General features: G+C 71.7%; 10 protein-coding genes. 8 read left to right on the top strand and 2 right to left on the bottom strand.

The genetic code is table 11. The features are described from left to right. Nucleotides 1-300 precede the first annotated feature (300 nt). Both AB0447_RS26150 and hflX read left to right on the top strand, forming a co-directional pair. Nucleotides 301-1776 carry a M1 family metallopeptidase gene (locus AB0447_RS26150; protein ID WP_366479210.1) on the top strand — a complete coding sequence of 492 codons (1476 nt, stop codon included), beginning with the start codon at nt 301-303 and terminating at the stop codon, nt 1774-1776. Between the two features lie 123 nt (nt 1777-1899). Beyond that, nucleotides 1900-3378 carry a GTPase HflX gene (gene hflX, locus AB0447_RS26145; RefSeq protein WP_366479209.1) on the top strand — a complete coding sequence of 493 codons (1479 nt, stop codon included), beginning with the start codon at nt 1900-1902 and terminating at the stop codon, nt 3376-3378. A gap of 101 nt (nt 3379-3479) precedes the next feature. Here the strand turns inward: hflX and AB0447_RS26140 are convergent, their stop codons facing one another. Further along, the gene (locus tag AB0447_RS26140) at nt 3480-4658 is read right to left on the bottom strand and encodes a hypothetical protein (protein ID WP_366479208.1); all 1179 of its coding nucleotides are present in this window, start codon (nt 4656-4658) and stop codon (nt 3480-3482) included. A 257-nt stretch (nt 4659-4915) separates the two neighbouring features. Here AB0447_RS26140 and AB0447_RS26135 point away from each other — a divergent pair, with 257 nt between their 5' ends. From AB0447_RS26135 to AB0447_RS26120, 4 genes are all read left to right on the top strand, one after another. Next, nucleotides 4916-6262: a diaminobutyrate--2-oxoglutarate transaminase family protein gene (locus AB0447_RS26135; RefSeq protein WP_366479259.1), complete on the top strand. Its 1347-nt coding sequence runs from the start codon at nt 4916-4918 to the stop codon at nt 6260-6262. Nucleotides 6263-6282: 20 nt separating this feature from the next. Then, complete coding sequence (locus AB0447_RS26130; protein ID WP_366479207.1) at nt 6283-8403, top strand: IucA/IucC family protein; 2121 nt, start codon at nt 6283-6285, stop codon at nt 8401-8403. 123 nt (nt 8404-8526) lie between these two features. After that, nucleotides 8527-9183, top strand: a complete 657-nt coding sequence (locus tag AB0447_RS26125; RefSeq protein ID WP_366479206.1) for a GNAT family N-acetyltransferase — start codon at nt 8527-8529, stop codon at nt 9181-9183. Nucleotides 9184-9341: 158 nt separating this feature from the next. Then, nucleotides 9342-11312, top strand: coding sequence for an ATP-dependent DNA helicase (locus AB0447_RS26120; RefSeq protein ID WP_366479205.1), 1971 nt, complete (start codon nt 9342-9344; stop codon nt 11310-11312). A 57-nt stretch (nt 11313-11369) separates the two neighbouring features. Here AB0447_RS26120 and lexA read toward each other — a convergent pair whose 3' ends face one another. After that, nucleotides 11370-12161 (bottom strand): transcriptional repressor LexA, encoded by a 792-nt coding sequence (gene lexA, locus AB0447_RS26115; protein WP_366479204.1) that lies wholly within the window; start codon nt 12159-12161, stop codon nt 11370-11372. A 522-nt stretch (nt 12162-12683) separates the two neighbouring features. Between lexA and nrdR the strand changes: the two genes are divergently transcribed. Both nrdR and AB0447_RS26105 read left to right on the top strand, forming a co-directional pair. Continuing rightward, nucleotides 12684-13193: a transcriptional regulator NrdR gene (nrdR, locus tag AB0447_RS26110; protein WP_366479203.1), complete on the top strand. Its 510-nt coding sequence runs from the start codon at nt 12684-12686 to the stop codon at nt 13191-13193. Nucleotides 13194-13343: 150 nt separating this feature from the next. Next, complete coding sequence (locus tag AB0447_RS26105) at nt 13344-16220, top strand: vitamin B12-dependent ribonucleotide reductase (RefSeq protein WP_366479202.1); 2877 nt, start codon at nt 13344-13346, stop codon at nt 16218-16220. The last annotated feature ends 161 nt before the right edge of the window (nt 16221-16381 follow it).

Here is a 16381-nt window from a genome sequence, read left to right as displayed (position 1 = left end):
ACCCCATTCATTCCCGCCGGCGTTCGAGGCGCGGGGCCCAGGCCGGAGCCCCGCTCACCCCCACCCGGGCGGTACCCACCCAGCCCCGACGGCGTTCGAGGCGCGGGTCCGGGGCGGAGCCCCGGTTCGGGAAGGGGCGGGTAGGGGAAAGGCCCGCGCAGCGGCTCCGAACGGGCTCCGAACGGGCTCCGAACGGGCTCCGAACGGGCGCCCAACCCGACGTCCCCGTTCGGGTGGGGCTCCGGCGCCCGCCGCCGCGCCGCCCCACCCCCCGCCCCCACCCCTGGTATCGCCTAGGGAATGCGCCTCACCTCCCCCCGCCTGCGCGCCGCCCTCCTCGCCACGGCCTCCCTCACCCTCGTCGCCGCCGTCCTCCCCCCGCCCCAGCCCCTCGGCATCGGCGACCGCCTCTTCCCGGACCTGGGAAACCCCGGCTACGACGTCCTCGCCTACGACCTGTCCCTCACCTACAAGGACAACCGCTCACCGCTCGACGCCGTCACCGTCATCGACGCCCGCACCCAGCAGCAGCTCGACCGCATCAACCTGGACTTCACCCACGGCAAGATCGCCTCCGTCCAGGTCAACGGCGCCCCCGCACAGTTCGAGACCGCCGGTGAGGACCTGGTCCTCACCCCCGGCCGCCCGGTCCCCGCCCACGCCCCCCTGCGCATCACCCTCCGGCACACCAGCGACCCGCGCGGCCGCGGCGACGGCGGCTGGGTCCCCACCCGGGACGGCCTGGCCATGGCCAACCAGGCGGACGCCGCGCACCGCGTCTTCCCGTGCAACGACCACCCCGCCGACAAGGCGTACTTCACCTTCCGGATCACCGCCCCGGCCGGCAAGACCGCCGTCGCCAACGGCCTCCCCCTCACCCCGCCCCGCCGGGCCGCCGGCACCACCGGCGCAGCCGGCCCGGCAACGACATGGACGTACCGCACCCGCCACCCCATGGCCACCGAACTGGCCCAGGTCTCCATCGGCGACTCCGCGGTGATCCGCCGCACCGGCCCGCACGGACTGCCCGTCCGCGACGTGGTCCCCGCCGCCGACCGCGAACGCCTGGAGCCCTGGCTGAAGAAGACCCCGCACCACCTGGCCTGGATGGAGGAGCGGATCGGCCCCTACCCCTTCGAGACGTACGGCGTACTGATCGCCGACGCCACCACCGGCTTCGAGCTGGAGACCCAGACGCTCTCGCTCTTCGAACGCGGCATCTTCACCGGCGCCGGCTACCCCGAGTGGTACGTCGAATCCGTGATGGTCCACGAACTCGCCCACCAGTGGTTCGGCGACAGCGTCACCCCGCGCACCTGGTCCGACCTCTGGCTCAACGAGGGCCACGCCACCTGGTACGAAGCCCTCTACGCCGACGGACTCGGCAAGTACTCCCTGGAACGGCGCATGCGCGAGGCCTACCAGCGCTCCGACCAGTGGCGGGCGGCCGGCGGGCCCCCGGCCTCCCCCAAGGGCCCCGAGCCCGGCAAGAAGATCAGCCTGTTCCGGCCCGTCGTGTACGACGGCGCCGCCCTGGTCCTGTACGCGCTCCGCCAGGAGATCGGCGCGGCCGCATTCGAGCGGATCCAGCGCCGCTGGGTCGCCGAGCACGCCGACTCCGTCGCCGGCACCGAGGATTTCGTACGCCTGGCCTCCTCGGAAGCCGGCCGGGACCTCACCGCCTTCCTGAAGCCCTGGCTGTACGGGACGAAGACCCCGCCGATGCCCGGGCACCCCGAGTGGAGCGGCGGGAACGGCACGCCGAAAAGGGTGTGACGCCCGCGGAACGGGCATGCCACCATCGAGGGGCGGGAATCCCCCGCCGGTGTGACACGTTGTATCCGTACAGCGCGCCGCACAGCCTGCGGCACACACCGATTCGAACGACGTAAGGATCCAATGACCTCCTCTTCTTCCCCTTCACAGGACGCACAGAGCTTTGCCGAGAGCCTTCGGGCCGATGCCCTGATGGAAGAGGACGTCGCCTGGAGCCAAGAGATCGACGGAGACCGGGACGGCGAACAGTTCGACCGCTCCGAGCGCGCGGCCCTGCGCCGCGTCGCCGGCCTCTCCACCGAGCTCGAAGACGTCACCGAGGTCGAGTACCGGCAGCTGCGCCTGGAACGCGTGGTGCTCGTCGGAGTCTGGACCTCGGGGACCGTGGAGGACGCGGACAACTCCCTCGCGGAGCTCGCGGCGCTCGCCGAGACGGCGGGAGCCCTGGTCCTCGACGGCGTCATCCAGCGCCGCGACAAGCCCGACCCGGCCACCTTCATCGGTTCGGGCAAGGCCCGCGAGCTGGCGGACATCGTCATCGAGTCCGGTGCCGACACCGTCGTCTGCGACGGTGAGCTCAGCCCCGGCCAGCTCATCGCCCTCGAAGACGTCGTCAAGGTCAAGGTGATCGACCGGACCGCCCTGATCCTCGACATCTTCGCCCAGCACGCCAAGTCCCGAGAGGGCAAGGCGCAGGTCGCGCTCGCGCAGATGCAGTACATGCTGCCGCGACTGCGAGGCTGGGGTCAGTCGCTGTCCCGCCAGATGGGCGGCGGCAAGGGCGGCGGTCTCGCCACCCGAGGCCCCGGTGAGACCAAGATCGAGACGGACCGGCGCCGGATCCGCGAGAAGATGGCGAAGATGCGCCGGGAGATCGCGGAGATGAAGACCGGCCGCGACCTCAAGCGGCAGGAACGCAAGCGCAACAAGGTGCCCTCGGTCGCCATCGCCGGCTACACCAACGCCGGCAAGTCCTCGCTGCTCAACCGCCTCACCGGCGCGGGTGTCCTGGTGGAGAACGCACTGTTCGCCACCCTCGACCCGACCGTGCGCCGGGCCGAGACGCCGAGCGGCCGGATCTACACCCTGGCCGACACCGTCGGCTTCGTCCGGCACCTGCCCCACCACCTCGTCGAGGCCTTCCGGTCCACGATGGAGGAGGTCGGCGACTCCGACCTCATCCTGCACATCGTGGACGGATCGCACCCGACGCCGGAGGAGCAGCTGGCGGCGGTGCGCGAGGTGATCCGCGAGGTCGGCGCGGTGGACGTGCCCGAAATCGTGGTGATCAACAAGGCGGACGCCGCGGACCCGCTGGTCCTGCAGCGCCTGCTGCGCATCGAGCGGCACTCCATCGCCGTCTCCGCCCGCACCGGGCAGGGCATCGGCGAGCTGCTCGCGCTGATCGACGCCGAGCTGCCGCGGCCCGCGGTCGAGGTCGAGGCGCTCGTCCCGTACACCCGCGGCGGGCTGATCGCCCGTGCGCACGCCGAGGGCGAGGTGATCTCCGAGGAGCACACCCCGGAGGGCACCCTGCTCAAGGCGCGGGTCCACCAGGAGCTGGCGTCGGACCTCGCTCCGTACGTGCCGGCCGCCCGCTGACGCGCCACACCGCGCCGGTAACACCGAAGGGCCGTGGCCCCCGCCGAGAGGCGGGGGCCACGGCCCTTTTTTCGCTGCTGTCCTTGCCGCTCGCCCCAGGGCTAGCGGCGGGCGAACTTCTTGCTGACGGCATCGAAGATGCCCTTGGCCTCCGGGCCCAGACGCGGGCCGGCCAGCCAGGACGCCTTGGCCGGGCCGATGGAGGTGTTCGACACCAGCGCCGGCTTGCCGTCGGCACCCGCGGCGACCCAGCCGCCGCCCGAGGAACCGCCCGTCATGGTGCAGCCGATGCGGTACATGACCGGGTCGGTCTGGTTCAGCGAGAGCCGGCCCGGCTTGTCGGTGCACTGGAAGGCCTTCTGGCCGTCGAACGGTGCGGCCGCCGGGTAGCCGGTCGCGGTCATCTTGGCGATCTTCGGCACGGCGGGGGCGTTGAAGTCCACCGGCAGGGCCGAACCGACCGTCTCCTCCAGCGACTTGGTCGACCCCTTCTCCGGGGTCACGTGCAGCACCGCGAAGTCGTACGGGGCACCCGCGCCGCCGACCGGGCCGCCGGTGGCGATCCACTGGTCCGAGGTCTGCGCCCAGTCGCTCCACCACACGCCGTACGGGGCCACCTGATTGCGGCTCGCACCCTTCAACTGCGCCTGCGACTTGCCCGCGTTGTTGTAGGAGGGCACGAAGGCGATGTTGCGGTACCAGCCGCCCTTGGCGCCGGCGTGCACACAGTGCCCGGCCGTCCACACCAGGTTGGACTTGCCCGGGTGCGCCGGGTCCTTCACCACGGTCGCCGAGCACACCATCGAGCCCTCGGGGCCGTCGAAGAAGACCTTTCCGGCCTCCGGGACGCTCCGGTGGTAGGGCGCTGCCACCGACTTCGCGGGGACGGCCGCCGGGGTGGGGTCGGTGACGCCCTGGTCCTTGCCGAGCTCCGGGTCCGCGCCGTTCCGCTCGGGCTTCTGCGCATCACGCATGCGGTCGGGGTCCCACAGGTCCTCGATGACCGGGTTGATGTAGTCCTCGGCCTCGCGCAGCCAGTCCTCCTTCTTCCAGTCCTTCCAGGCACCCCCCTTCCACTTGTCCAGGTCGATGCCGTGTTCCTTCAGCTTGTCCTTCAGCTGGTCCGGGATCTTGATGCCGTCCGATCCGGAGGGAACGCTGGCCGCCACGGTCGGCTTGGCGTCGCCGCCCGCCTCGTCGTTGCCCGGCCCGCAGGCCGCGGCGGTCAGCGAAAGCGCGGCCGCGCAGAGTACGGCGGTGACCGGTCGCATCGGTCGCATGTCGTGAATCCCCCATGGTGGTTCGAGACGTTCGGGACGTGGAGTGCAACCCCCCACTATGCCGATGCCGTTGTGGACGGCACTGGGCGGGTCCGCGGTTCCGCGGTTCCCGAAGGATCTTGCAACTACCCGTGATCCCCCGGAGACACCGTCGTTGGTACGTACGGGGGAAGCGGGGGCAGCGTTCACGTTCGAAGAGCAATCCGTTCGAAGACCGGCCGGAGCAGACGCGGGAGGTACCGACAGTCGTGGCCGCCTTGACCGAGCAGGCCGCAGCGGCCGCAACCCCCGCAACCCCGGCTGCCGCCCCGGAAGGCATCCTGCGCCGCCAGTCCCTGCGGGAGTCCGCGGCCCGGACCTACGCCCGCTCGCTGCCGATCGTTCCGGTACGGGCGCGCGGGCTGACCATCGAAGGCGCCGACGGCCGCCGCTACCTGGACTGCCTGTCCGGCGCCGGCACCCTCGCCCTCGGCCACAACCACCCCGTGGTGCTCGAAGCCATCCGCACGGTCCTCGACTCGGGCGCCCCGCTGCAGGTCCTCGACCTCGCCACCCCGGTGAAAGACGCCTTCACCACCGAGCTGTTCGCCAGCCTGCCGCCCGGCCTGGCCGCCGACGCCCGCATCCAGTTCTGCGGACCGGCCGGCACCGACGCCGTCGAAGCCGCCCTCAAACTGGTCCACACCGCCACCGGACGCACCGGCCTCCTCGCCTTCACCGGCGGCTACCACGGGATGACCGCCGGGGCGCTGGCGGCCTCGGGCGGCGCCCGCGAGAGCCGGGTGACCCGGCTGCCCTACCCGCAGGACTACCGCTGCCCGTTCGGCGTCGGCGGCTCCGAGGGCGCCGCACTGGCCGCCCGCTGGACCGAGAACCTGCTCGACGACCCCAAGGGCGGCATTCCCGAGCCCGCCGGCATGATCCTCGAAGCCGTCCAGGGCGAAGGCGGGGTCCTCCCCGCCCCCGACGACTGGCTGCGCCGGATGCGCGAGATCACCGAAGCACGCGGCATCCCGCTGATCGCCGACGAGGTGCAGACCGGAGTCGGCCGCACCGGCACCTTCTGGGGCGTCGACCACGCCGGCATCGTCCCCGACGTGATGGTCCTGTCCAAGGCCATCGGCGGCAGCCTCCCGCTGGCCGTCCTCGTGTACCGCTCCGGCCTGGACGTCTGGGAACCCGGCGCCCACGCCGGCACCTTCCGCGGCAACCAGCTCGCCATGGCGGCGGGCGCCGCCACCCTCGCCTTCGTCCGGCAGAACCGTCTCGCCGAACGCGCGGCCGCCCTGGGCGAACGCATGCTCGCCGCCCTGCACGGCCTGGCCGCCGCCCACCCCTGCATCGGCGACGTCCGCGGCCGCGGCCTGATGATCGGCCTCGAACTCGTCGACCCCGACAGCGCCGAGCACACCGCCTCCCCGGCGCTGGCCGCCGCCGTGCGCCAGGAATGCCTGGACCGCGGTTTGATCGTCGAGCTCGGCGGCCGCCATTCCGCCGTCGTACGCCTGTTGCCGCCGCTCACACTCACCGACGAGCAGGCCGTCGCCGTCCTGGACCGGCTCGCCGACGCGGTGGCCGCCGCCGCGAGAACCCGGCACCCCTGACCCACTCCAAGGAACCCCCAGTGACCTCCACTCCCGAACCCTCCCGGTCCACAGACACCCCGGACCAGCGGCCGCCCCAGTCGGCCGCCGCCCCGCAGCCCGCCCCGGCCGATGCGCCCCGGCCGCCGGGAGCGTCCCAGCCGCCCCGGCCGTCCCAGCCGCCCCGGCCGCCCGCCGCCGAACCGGCAGCCCCCGCCCCGGCCCCGACCGCAGGCCCGCAAGGCACCCCCGCCCGGGCCGGCGTCCCCCGGCAGCAGGACGGCACCCTCCAGCCCCGCCCCACGACCGAGACACCTCCCGCCCGGGCCGCGGCCGAGGCCTGGGCCGCGGCCCGGATGCGGACCCCGGACTCGGCGCTCACCCCGGCGCCGGCCCGACCGGCCGACCTGCCGGGCCATCTCGACCCCTTGGAGCACCCCGACCCGGCGACCGCCGCGGACGCGGCCACCGCGGAGAACCTGCTCCGCTGCTGGGTGCGGGAGCGGGCCCTGACCCGGCCCCCGACGGGCAGCCGGCTCCGGATCCCGCTGCCCGCCTCCGCAACCACCCTGCTCGTCCCCGTCCGCTACTGGTCGCCGGCCGGCTGGCACCGCTTCGGCCCCGCCCGCATCGACGGCAGCCCGGCCACCGCCCCCGACCTCGACGCGGTCACCACGGCCGCCCTCCTCACCCGGGAGACCGGGCCCGGCGCCGACCTCGTCGGCCGGGTGGCCGATTCGGTCCGCCGGACCGCCGCCTTCATCGCCGACCGGCGGGAACGCCCGACACCCCCCGCAGCCGTCGCCCAGGACCTGTTCCTCTCCGCGGAACAGTCCCTGCTGCTCGGCCACCCCCTCCACCCGACCCCCAAGAGCCGCGAAGGGCTCTCCGAGGCCGAGGCCCGCCGCTACTCACCCGAGCTGCACGGCTCCTTCCCCCTCCACTGGACCGCCGTCCACCCCTCCGTCCTCGCCACCGACTCCGCCTGGACCGAACGCGGCCGCGCCGTCACCGCCGCCCAGCTCCTCACCCGGCTCGCCCCCGGACTCCCGCTGCCCGCCGGCACCACCCCGCTTCCCCTGCACCCCTGGCAAGCCCGCGACCTGTTCCAGCGCCCCGCCGTCGCCGCCCTCCTCGAAGCCGGCCTCCTCCACGACCTCGGCCCGTACGGCGCCCCCTGGTACCCCACCTCCTCCGTCCGCACCGTCCACCGGCCCGGCGCCCCCGCGATGCTCAAACTGTCCCTGGGCCTGCCCATCACCAACTCCCGCCGGGAGAACCTCCGCAAGGAACTCCACCGCGGAGTCGAGGTGCACCGGCTGCTCCGCGCCGGCCTCGCCGAACAGTGGCAGGCCGCACACCCCTCCTTCGACATCGTCCGCGACCCCGCCTGGATCGCCGTCGACACCCCCGAAGGCCGCGACCCCGGCACCGGCACCGGCGACCCCGTCCCCGGGCTCGACGTCCTGCTCCGCCACAACCCCTTCCGCTCCACCGACGACGCCCTCTGCATCGCCGCGCTCACCGCACTGCGGCCATGGCCCGGCCGGGACACCCCGTACTCCCGGCTCGCCGAGCTGGTCTCCCGGCTCGCCGCCCGCACCGGGCGCCGGGCCTCCGCGGTCGCCGCCGAGTGGTTCCTCCGCTACCTCGACCACGTCGTACTGCCCGTACTCGCCCTCGACGCGCTCGCCGGCATCGCCCTCGAAGCACACCAGCAGAACACCCTGGTCCTCCTCGACCAGGACGGCTGGCCCACCGGCGGCCGCTACCGCGACAACCAGGGCTACTACTTCCGCGAGTCCCACCGCGCCGCCCTCGACGCACGGCTCCCCGGCATCGGCTCCGCCAGCGACACCTTCGTCTCCGACGCCGTCACCGACGAACGCTTCGCCTACTACCTGGGCATCAACAACGTGCTCGGTCTCATCGGAGCCTTCGGCGCCCAAAACCTCGCCGACGAGCGGGTCCTCCTCGCCGCCTTCCGCCGCTTCCTCGGCAAGTCCGCCGGCCTCGGCCCGGTCCCCGCCCAGCTGCTCGACTCACCCACACTCCGCTGCAAGGCGAACCTCCTCACCCGCCTGGGAGGCCTGGACGAGCTCGTCGGCCCCGTCGACACCCAGTCCGTCTACGTCACCATCGCCAACCCCCTCCACGCCTGACCGCGCCCACTCCTCCGACACTCACCACCGACCGCGCACACCACCGACCGCGCACCACCGACCGCCGACCACGACCACAGACCACAGACCACAGACCACAGACCACTCACGCGGAGAAGAGCCATGCCCCGGACCGACGCCCGCCCGGTCGCGGACGACACCACCGAGCTCCGGCTGACCCCCGAGCTGCTGCCCCGCCTCGCCGAGGCCGACCTACTGGACAGCCCCGCCGGCTGGGGTCCGGCCGCCACCCGGGCCGGCCTCTTCCGGCTGGAACCGGTACGCCTCGGCCGCGACCTGGATCTCCTCACCCGCTGGATGAACGACCCGGTCGTGGACGCCTTCTGGGAACTCCGCGGCCCGTCCGCGGTCACCGCCGCCCACCTGCGCACCCTGCTCGACGGCGACGGCCGCAGCATCCCCTGCCTCGGCCTGCTCGACGGCACCCCGATCAGCTACTGGGAGATCTACCGGGCCGACCTCGACCCGCTCGCCCGGCACTACCCGGCGCGGCCCCACGACACGGGTATCCACGTGCTCCTCGGGGAAGCGGCAGACCGGGGCCGCGGCCTCGGCACCACACTGCTGCGCGCCGTCGCCGACCTGGTGCTCGACAACCGCCCGCGCTGCACGCGCGTCATCGCCGAACCCGACATTCGCAACACCCCCTCCGTCACGGCCTTCCTCAATTCCGGTTTCCGCCTGGCCGCGGAAATCGACCTCCCCGAGAAGCGAGCCGCCCTGATGCTCCGCGAACGGGCCCTGCGCACGCTGCTCTGACCCCCTCAACGCCACGCCGTTCTGCCGAGTTCCCGCGATTTCCACCGGTTTCCGCCCGAGCCCGAACCCGCCGGTCCCTCGTACGAGCGGAGCTGCCCCTACCGCTGCCACCGGAGTGGACCGGGCTGTCGGTGGAGCCGCGTAGGGTTGTCAGTGCTATGACGAAGCCCTCCCTCACCGACCTGCTGCACGCCGCCGTCACCGCCGTCGGCGGCACGGAGCGCCCCGGCCAGGTGGCCATGGCGGAAGCCGTCGCCGAAGCCATCGACGACAACTCCCACCGCCTGATCCAGGCCGGCACCGGCACAGGAAAGTCCCTCGGCTACCTGGTACCGGCCCTCGCGCACGGCGAGCGCGTGGTCGTGGCCACCGCCACCCTCGCCCTCCAGCGGCAGTTGGTCGAGCGGGACCTGCCGCGGACGGTCGAGGCGCTGCATCCGCAGCTGCGCCGCCGGCCCCAGTTCGCCATGCTCAAGGGCCGTTCCAACTACCTCTGCCTGCACCGACTGCACGAGGGCGCGCCACAGGACGAGGAAGAGGGCCTCTTCGACCAGTTCGAAGCGGCCACCCCGACCAGCAAGCTCGGCAAGGACCTGCTGCGGCTGCGCGACTGGGCTGACGAGACCGAGACCGGCGACCGGGACGACCTGACCCCGGGCGTCTCCGACAAGGCGTGGTCCCAGATCTCGGTGTCCTCCCGCGAGTGCCTGGGCGCGACCAAATGCGCGTACGGCGCGGAGTGCTTCGCCGAGGCCGCCCGCGAGCGCGCCAAGCTCGCGGACGTGGTCGTCACCAACCACGCCCTGCTCGCCATCGACGCGATCGAGGGCGCCCCGGTCCTGCCGCAGCACGAGGTGCTGATCGTGGACGAGGCCCATGAGCTGGTCTCGCGGGTCACCGGTGTGGCCACCGGCGAGCTCACCCCCGGCCAGGTCAACCGGGCCGTGAAGCGGGCGGCCAAGCTGGTCAACGAGAAGACGGCGGATGCCCTGCAGACCGCCGCCGAGACCTTCGAGCGGATCATGGAGCTGGCCCTGCCGGGCCGCCTGGAGGAGATCCCCGAGGACCTCGGGTACGCGCTGCTCGCCCTGCGGGACGCCGCCCGCAACACGATCTCGGCGATCGGCGCCACCCGCGACAAGTCGGTCCACGACGAGGACGCGGTCCGCAAGCAGGCCCTGGCCGCGGTGGAGTCCATCCACGGGGTGGCGGAGCGGATCACGAACGGCTCCGAGTACGACGTGGTCTGGTACGAGCGCCACGACCGGTTCGGCGCCACCCTGCGGGTCGCCCCGCTGTCGGTCTCCGGCCTGCTCCGGGAGAAGCTGTTCGAGGACCGCTCCGTGGTGCTCACCTCCGCCACGCTGAAGCTGGGCGGGGACTTCAACGGGGTCGCGGCCTCACTGGGCCTGGCCCCGGAGGGCGTCGAAGGGGAGGACGTACCGGTCTGGAAGGGGCTGGACGTCGGTTCGCCCTTCGACTATCCCAAGCAGGGCATCCTGTACGTCGCCAAGCACCTGGCCACCCCCGGCCGCGAGGGCACCCGCGGCGACATGATGGACGAGCTGGCCGAACTGATCGAGGCGGCCGGCGGCCGCACGCTCGGCCTGTTCTCCTCGATGCGCGGCGCGAAGGCGGCGGCCGAGGAGCTCCGCACCAGGCTCGACCAGCCGGTCCTGCTCCAGGGCGAGGAGACCCTCGGCGAGCTGATCAAGAACTTTGCGGCCGATCCGAAGACCTGCCTGTTCGGCACGCTCTCGCTGTGGCAGGGCGTGGACGTGCCCGGTCCCAGCTGCCAGCTGGTGGTGATGGACCGGATCCCGTTCCCGCGCCCCGACGACCCGCTGATGAGCGCCCGGCAGAAGTCGGTGGAGGAACACGGCGGCAACGGCTTCATGGCCGTCGCGGCCACCCACGCCGCGCTGCTCATGGCCCAGGGCGCGGGCCGGCTGGTCCGGGCCTCCGGTGACCGCGGCGTGGTCGCGGTACTGGACCCGCGGCTGGCCACGGCGCGCTACGGCAGCTTCCTGAAGGCCTCGCTGCCGGACTTCTGGTACACCACGGACCGCAACCAGGTCCGCCGCTCCCTGGCGGCGATCAACGCCGCTGCCGAGGCCGACGGCAAGTGACGCGAAGAACCCCGGGACCGGCGCAGTGGGTCCCGGGGTTCGGCGAGGGCGGCGGGGTCAGACCCGCCGCAGTACCGCGACGACCTTGCCGAGGATGGTGGCCTCGTCGCCGGGGATGGGCTGGTAGGCGGCGTTGTGGGGGAGCAGCCAGACGTGCCCGTCCTCGCGCTTGAAGCGCTTGACGGTGGCTTCTCCGTCGAGCATGGCGGCCACGATGTCGCCGTTCTCGGCGACGGGCTGGCGGCGGACGGTGACCCAGTCGCCGTCGCAGATGGCCGCTTCGATCATGGAGTCGCCGACGACCTTGAGGACGAAGAGCTCGCCGTCACCGACCAGCTGGCGGGGGAGGGGGAAGACGTCCTCGACGGATTCCTCGGCGAGGATCGGGCCGCCGGCGGCGATCCGGCCGACCAGCGGCACGTACGAGGCGGCGGGCTTGCCGGTGGTGTCGGTGGGCTGCGAGCTGGGCTGGTCCGAGCCGCGGACCTCGTACGCACGCGGACGGTGCGGGTCGCGGCGGAGGAAGCCCTTCCGCTCCAGGGCCATCAGCTGGTGCGCGACGGAGGAGGTGCTGGACAGGCCCACCGCCTGGCCGATCTCCCGCATCGACGGCGGGTAACCGCGCCGCTGCACCGAGTCCCGGATGACCTCGATGACCCTCCGCTGCCGGTCCGTGAGGCCCGAGCTGTCGGCGCGGATGCCTGGAGGTCGCCCGGGCAGCGAGCGTGCGGGACGTACGGACTCCGGCTCGGGATTCAGGCTTGCGTCATTCATGGCATGCACCGGCTCGAGTCGGCTCTGGGAGCGGTTCTGGGCAGTGATGGTGGCACTGTCTGCGGTGGTGGTCACGTCGGCGGCCCCTCTCGAACGGATTGTTCTCCCCTAGCTGGACAACGGTAGTAGCTTTCGAAAGGTTGCGCCAAACACACGTTCGAGTGAAAAATCAAAGATTGCTCTACGTGATCGCACAAAGAGGTGTATGGACCGGTGGCGACGGCGGTGGTCATGCCGCCGGGCACCGGCGGACCTCCGCCGCGTGACCGAACTCCGGTTCGGTCCGGCCTCGGTTCCTTACGGTACCCTTCCCGGTCGGATCGCCGGTGGCCGGGCACCACCCCAGTCTGGCACCCGCGATCCCCGGATCCGGCCACCCCACGCCGCGACACGCCCAGGGTCGTAAAACCTGCAGAACCCAAGATCTAGTGGTTGTATGGGCGCCGCCACCCAGAAGTTGTGGTCCTCGGTCCATCGAGGGTCCCGGCATCGCATATGCTGGTGGCTGCTTCACGAACCCCCCGACAGAGCCCCGGTTCTGTCGCCGCGGGTCGGCGTGGGCAATTCAGTCGTGCCACGAGGGAGGGTGAGGGAGCCATGCACTGCCCCTTCTGCAGGCATCCCGACAGCCGCGTCGTCGACAGCCGCACCACGGACGACGGCACGTCGATCCGCCGGCGCCGGCAGTGCCCGGACTGCTCCCGCCGCTTCACCACGGTGGAGACCGCGTCACTGATGGTGATCAAGCGCAGCGGAGTGACGGAACCCTTCAGCCGTACCAAGGTCATCTCCGGCGTGCGCAAGGCGTGCCAGGGGCGGCCGGTCACCGAGGACGCCCTCGCCAAGCTCGGCCAGCGGGTCGAGGAGGCGGTGCGCGCCACCGGGAGCGCCGAGCTGACCACCCACGACGTGGGTCTGGCCATCCTCGGCCCGTTGCAGGAACTCGACCTCGTCGCGTACCTGCGTTTCGCATCCGTGTACAAGGCGTTCGACACGCTGGAAGACTTCGAGGCCGCCATCGTGGAACTGCGGGAGCGGCCTCACACCCCGGAGTGCGGGACCGTCGGGACCGGTTCGGTCCCCGTGCCCGCCTCCGCCACCGACTGACCGGGCGGCCGCACAGCGGCCCGTCAGTCCGGGGCACCCCCGGCAGCAGCCGGGGGAGACGCCCAGAGCAGCAGCAGATCAAGAGTCAGAACCGTGCCACGGAATATTGCTGGCACATTAGGGCGTTTTTGCCCGCATATGGGAGGCGGCATGACAGAGACGGCGAGCGGTCCGGCACGTGGTTCCCGCACCAAGGGAGCCAAGGCGGCGAGCAAGGGCCTGCGTATCGAGCGCATCCACACCACCCCCGGCGTGCACCCGTACGACGAGGTGGCCTGGGAGCGCCGTGACGTCGTCATGACCAACTGGCGCGACGGCTCGGTGAACTTCGAGCAGCGAGGCGTCGAGTTCCCCGACTTCTGGTCGGTGAACGCGGTCAACATCGTCACCAGCAAGTACTTCCGCGGCGCGGTCGGCACCCCGCAGCGCGAGACCGGTCTGAAGCAGCTCATCGACCGGATCGTGAAGACCTACACGAAGGCCGGCGAGGACTACGGCTACTTCGCCTCGCCCGCCGACGCCGAGATCTTCGAGCACGAGCTGACCTACGCGCTGCTGCACCAGATCTTCAGCTTCAACTCCCCGGTCTGGTTCAACGTCGGCACGCCGCAGCCCCAGCAGGTCTCCGCCTGCTTCATCCTGGCCGTCGACGACTCCATGGAGTCGATCCTCGACTGGTACAAGGAAGAGGGCATGATCTTCAAGGGCGGCTCCGGCGCCGGCCTGAACCTCTCCCGCATCCGCTCCTCCAAGGAGCTCCTCTCCTCCGGCGGCAACGCCTCCGGCCCGGTCTCCTTCATGCGCGGCGCCGACGCGTCCGCAGGAACGATCAAGTCGGGCGGCGCCACCCGCCGCGCGGCCAAGATGGTCGTGCTCGACGTGGACCACCCGGACGTCGAGGACTTCATCGCCACCAAGGTGAAGGAAGAGGAGAAGATCCGCGCCCTGCGCGACGCGGGCTTCGACATGGACCTGGGCGGCGACGACATCACGTCCGTCCAGTACCAGAACGCCAACAACAGCGTCCGCGTGAACGACGAGTTCATGACGGCCGTCGAGAACGGCACCCAGTTCGGCCTGCGCGCCCGCATGACCGGCGAGGTCATCGAGCAGGTCGACGCCAAGGCGCTCTTCCGCAAGCTGGCCGAGGCCGCGTGGGCCTGCGCCGACCCGGGCATCCAGTACGACGGTGTGATCAACAACTGGCACACCTGCCCCGAGTCCGGCCGCATCACCGCGTCCAACCCGTGCAGCGAGTACATGCACCTGGACAACACGTCCTGCAACCTCGCCTCGCTGAACCTCATGAAGTTCCTCAAGGACGACGGCAAGGGCAACCAGTCCTTCGAGGTCGAGCGCTTCGCCAAGGTCGTCGAGCTCGTCATCACCGCGATGGACATCTCCATCTGCTTCGCGGACTTCCCGACCCAGAAGATCGGCGAGAACACCCGCGCCTTCCGCCAGCTGGGCATCGGCTACGCCAACCTCGGCGCCCTGCTGATGGCCACCGGCCACGCGTACGACTCCGACGGCGGCCGCACCCTCGCCGCCTCCATCACCTCGCTGATGACCGGTACGGCGTACAAGCGCTCCGCCGAGCTCGCCGAGGTCGTCGGCCCGTACGACGGCTACGCCCGCAACGCCGAGCCGCACCAGCGCGTCATGAAGCAGCACGCCGACGCCAACGCCGCCGCCCCGCGCACCGACGACCTGGACACCCCCGTCTGGGCCGCCGCCACCGAGGCCTGGCAGGACGTCCTCCGTCTCGGCGCGAAGAACGGCTTCCGCAACTCCCAGGCCTCGGTGCTCGCCCCGACCGGCACCATCGGCCTGGCGATGTCCTGCGACACCACCGGTGTCGAGCCGGACCTGGCCCTGGTCAAGTTCAAGAAGCTCGTCGGCGGCGGCTCGATGCAGATCGTCAACGGCACCGTTCCGCAGGCCCTGCGCCGCCTGGGCTACCAGGAGGAGCAGATCGAGGCGATCGTCACCCACATCGCCGAGCACGGCAACGTGATCGACGCGCCCAGCCTGAAGACCGAGCACTACGAGGTCTTCGACTGCGCGATGGGCGAGCGCTCCATCTCCCCGATGGGCCACGTCCGCATGATGGCCGCGATCCAGCCCTGGATCTCCGGCGCCATCTCCAAGACGGTCAACATGCCGGAGACGGCGACCGTCGAGGAGGTCGAGGAGATCTACTTCGAGGCCTGGAAGCTGGGCGTCAAGGCCCTCGCGATCTACCGCGACAACTGCAAGGTCGGCCAGCCGCTCTCCGCCAAGAAGAAGGAGACCGAGAAGGCCGAGGTCACCGCGAAGGCGGAGGAGACCATCCGGACCGCGGTCGAGAAGGTCGTCGAGTACCGCCCCGTCCGCAAGCGCCTCCCGAAGGGCCGCCCGGGCATCACCACCTCCTTCACGGTCGGTGGCGCCGAGGGCTACATGACCGCCAACTCCTACCCGGACGACGGCCTGGGCGAGGTCTTCCTGAAGATGTCCAAGCAGGGTTCCACCCTCGCGGGCATGATGGACGCCTTCTCGATCGCCGTCTCGGTCGGTCTGCAGTACGGCGTTCCGCTGGAGACCTACGTCTCGAAGTTCACCAACATGCGCTTCGAGCCGGCCGGCATGACGGACGACCCGGACGTGCGGATGGCGCAGTCGATCGTCGACTACATCTTCCGCCGCCTGGCCCTGGACTTCCTGCCGTTCGAGACCCGCTCGGCCCTCGGCATCCACACCGCCGAGGAGCGTCAGCGCCACCTCGAGACCGGCTCGTACGAGCCCCTCGACGAGGAGCTCGACACCGAGTCCCTGGCCCAGTCGGCCCCGCTGGCGGCCGTCCCGGCCCCGGTCGCCGAGGTGCCGGCCCCGAAGCCGGTGGCCCACACCAACGCGGAACTGGTCGAGATGCAGCTCGGTGTCTCCGCCGACGCCCCGCTCTGCTTCTCCTGCGGTACGAAGATGCAGCGCGCCGGTTCCTGCTACATCTGCGAGGGCTGCGGCTCGACCAGCGGCTGCAGCTGACGCCCCCGCCGACGCCGGGCGTCGGCACGGCGTGAGGCTCCCACCCAGGGCGGTGGCACCGGTCATCCGGTGCCACCGCCCTGCGGCGTTGTGCGCGGGCGCCCCGGCGTTCGTGGGACCGCTCGGCCCCTTCCTCGAAGGGATCGGGCAGGTCAAGGTCG

The sequence above is a fragment of the Streptomyces sp. NPDC051211 genome (assembly GCF_040689505.1).
GTDB lineage: Bacteria > Actinomycetota > Actinomycetes > Streptomycetales > Streptomycetaceae > Streptomyces.
This window is presented reverse-complemented; position numbering and strand designations above follow the sequence as displayed.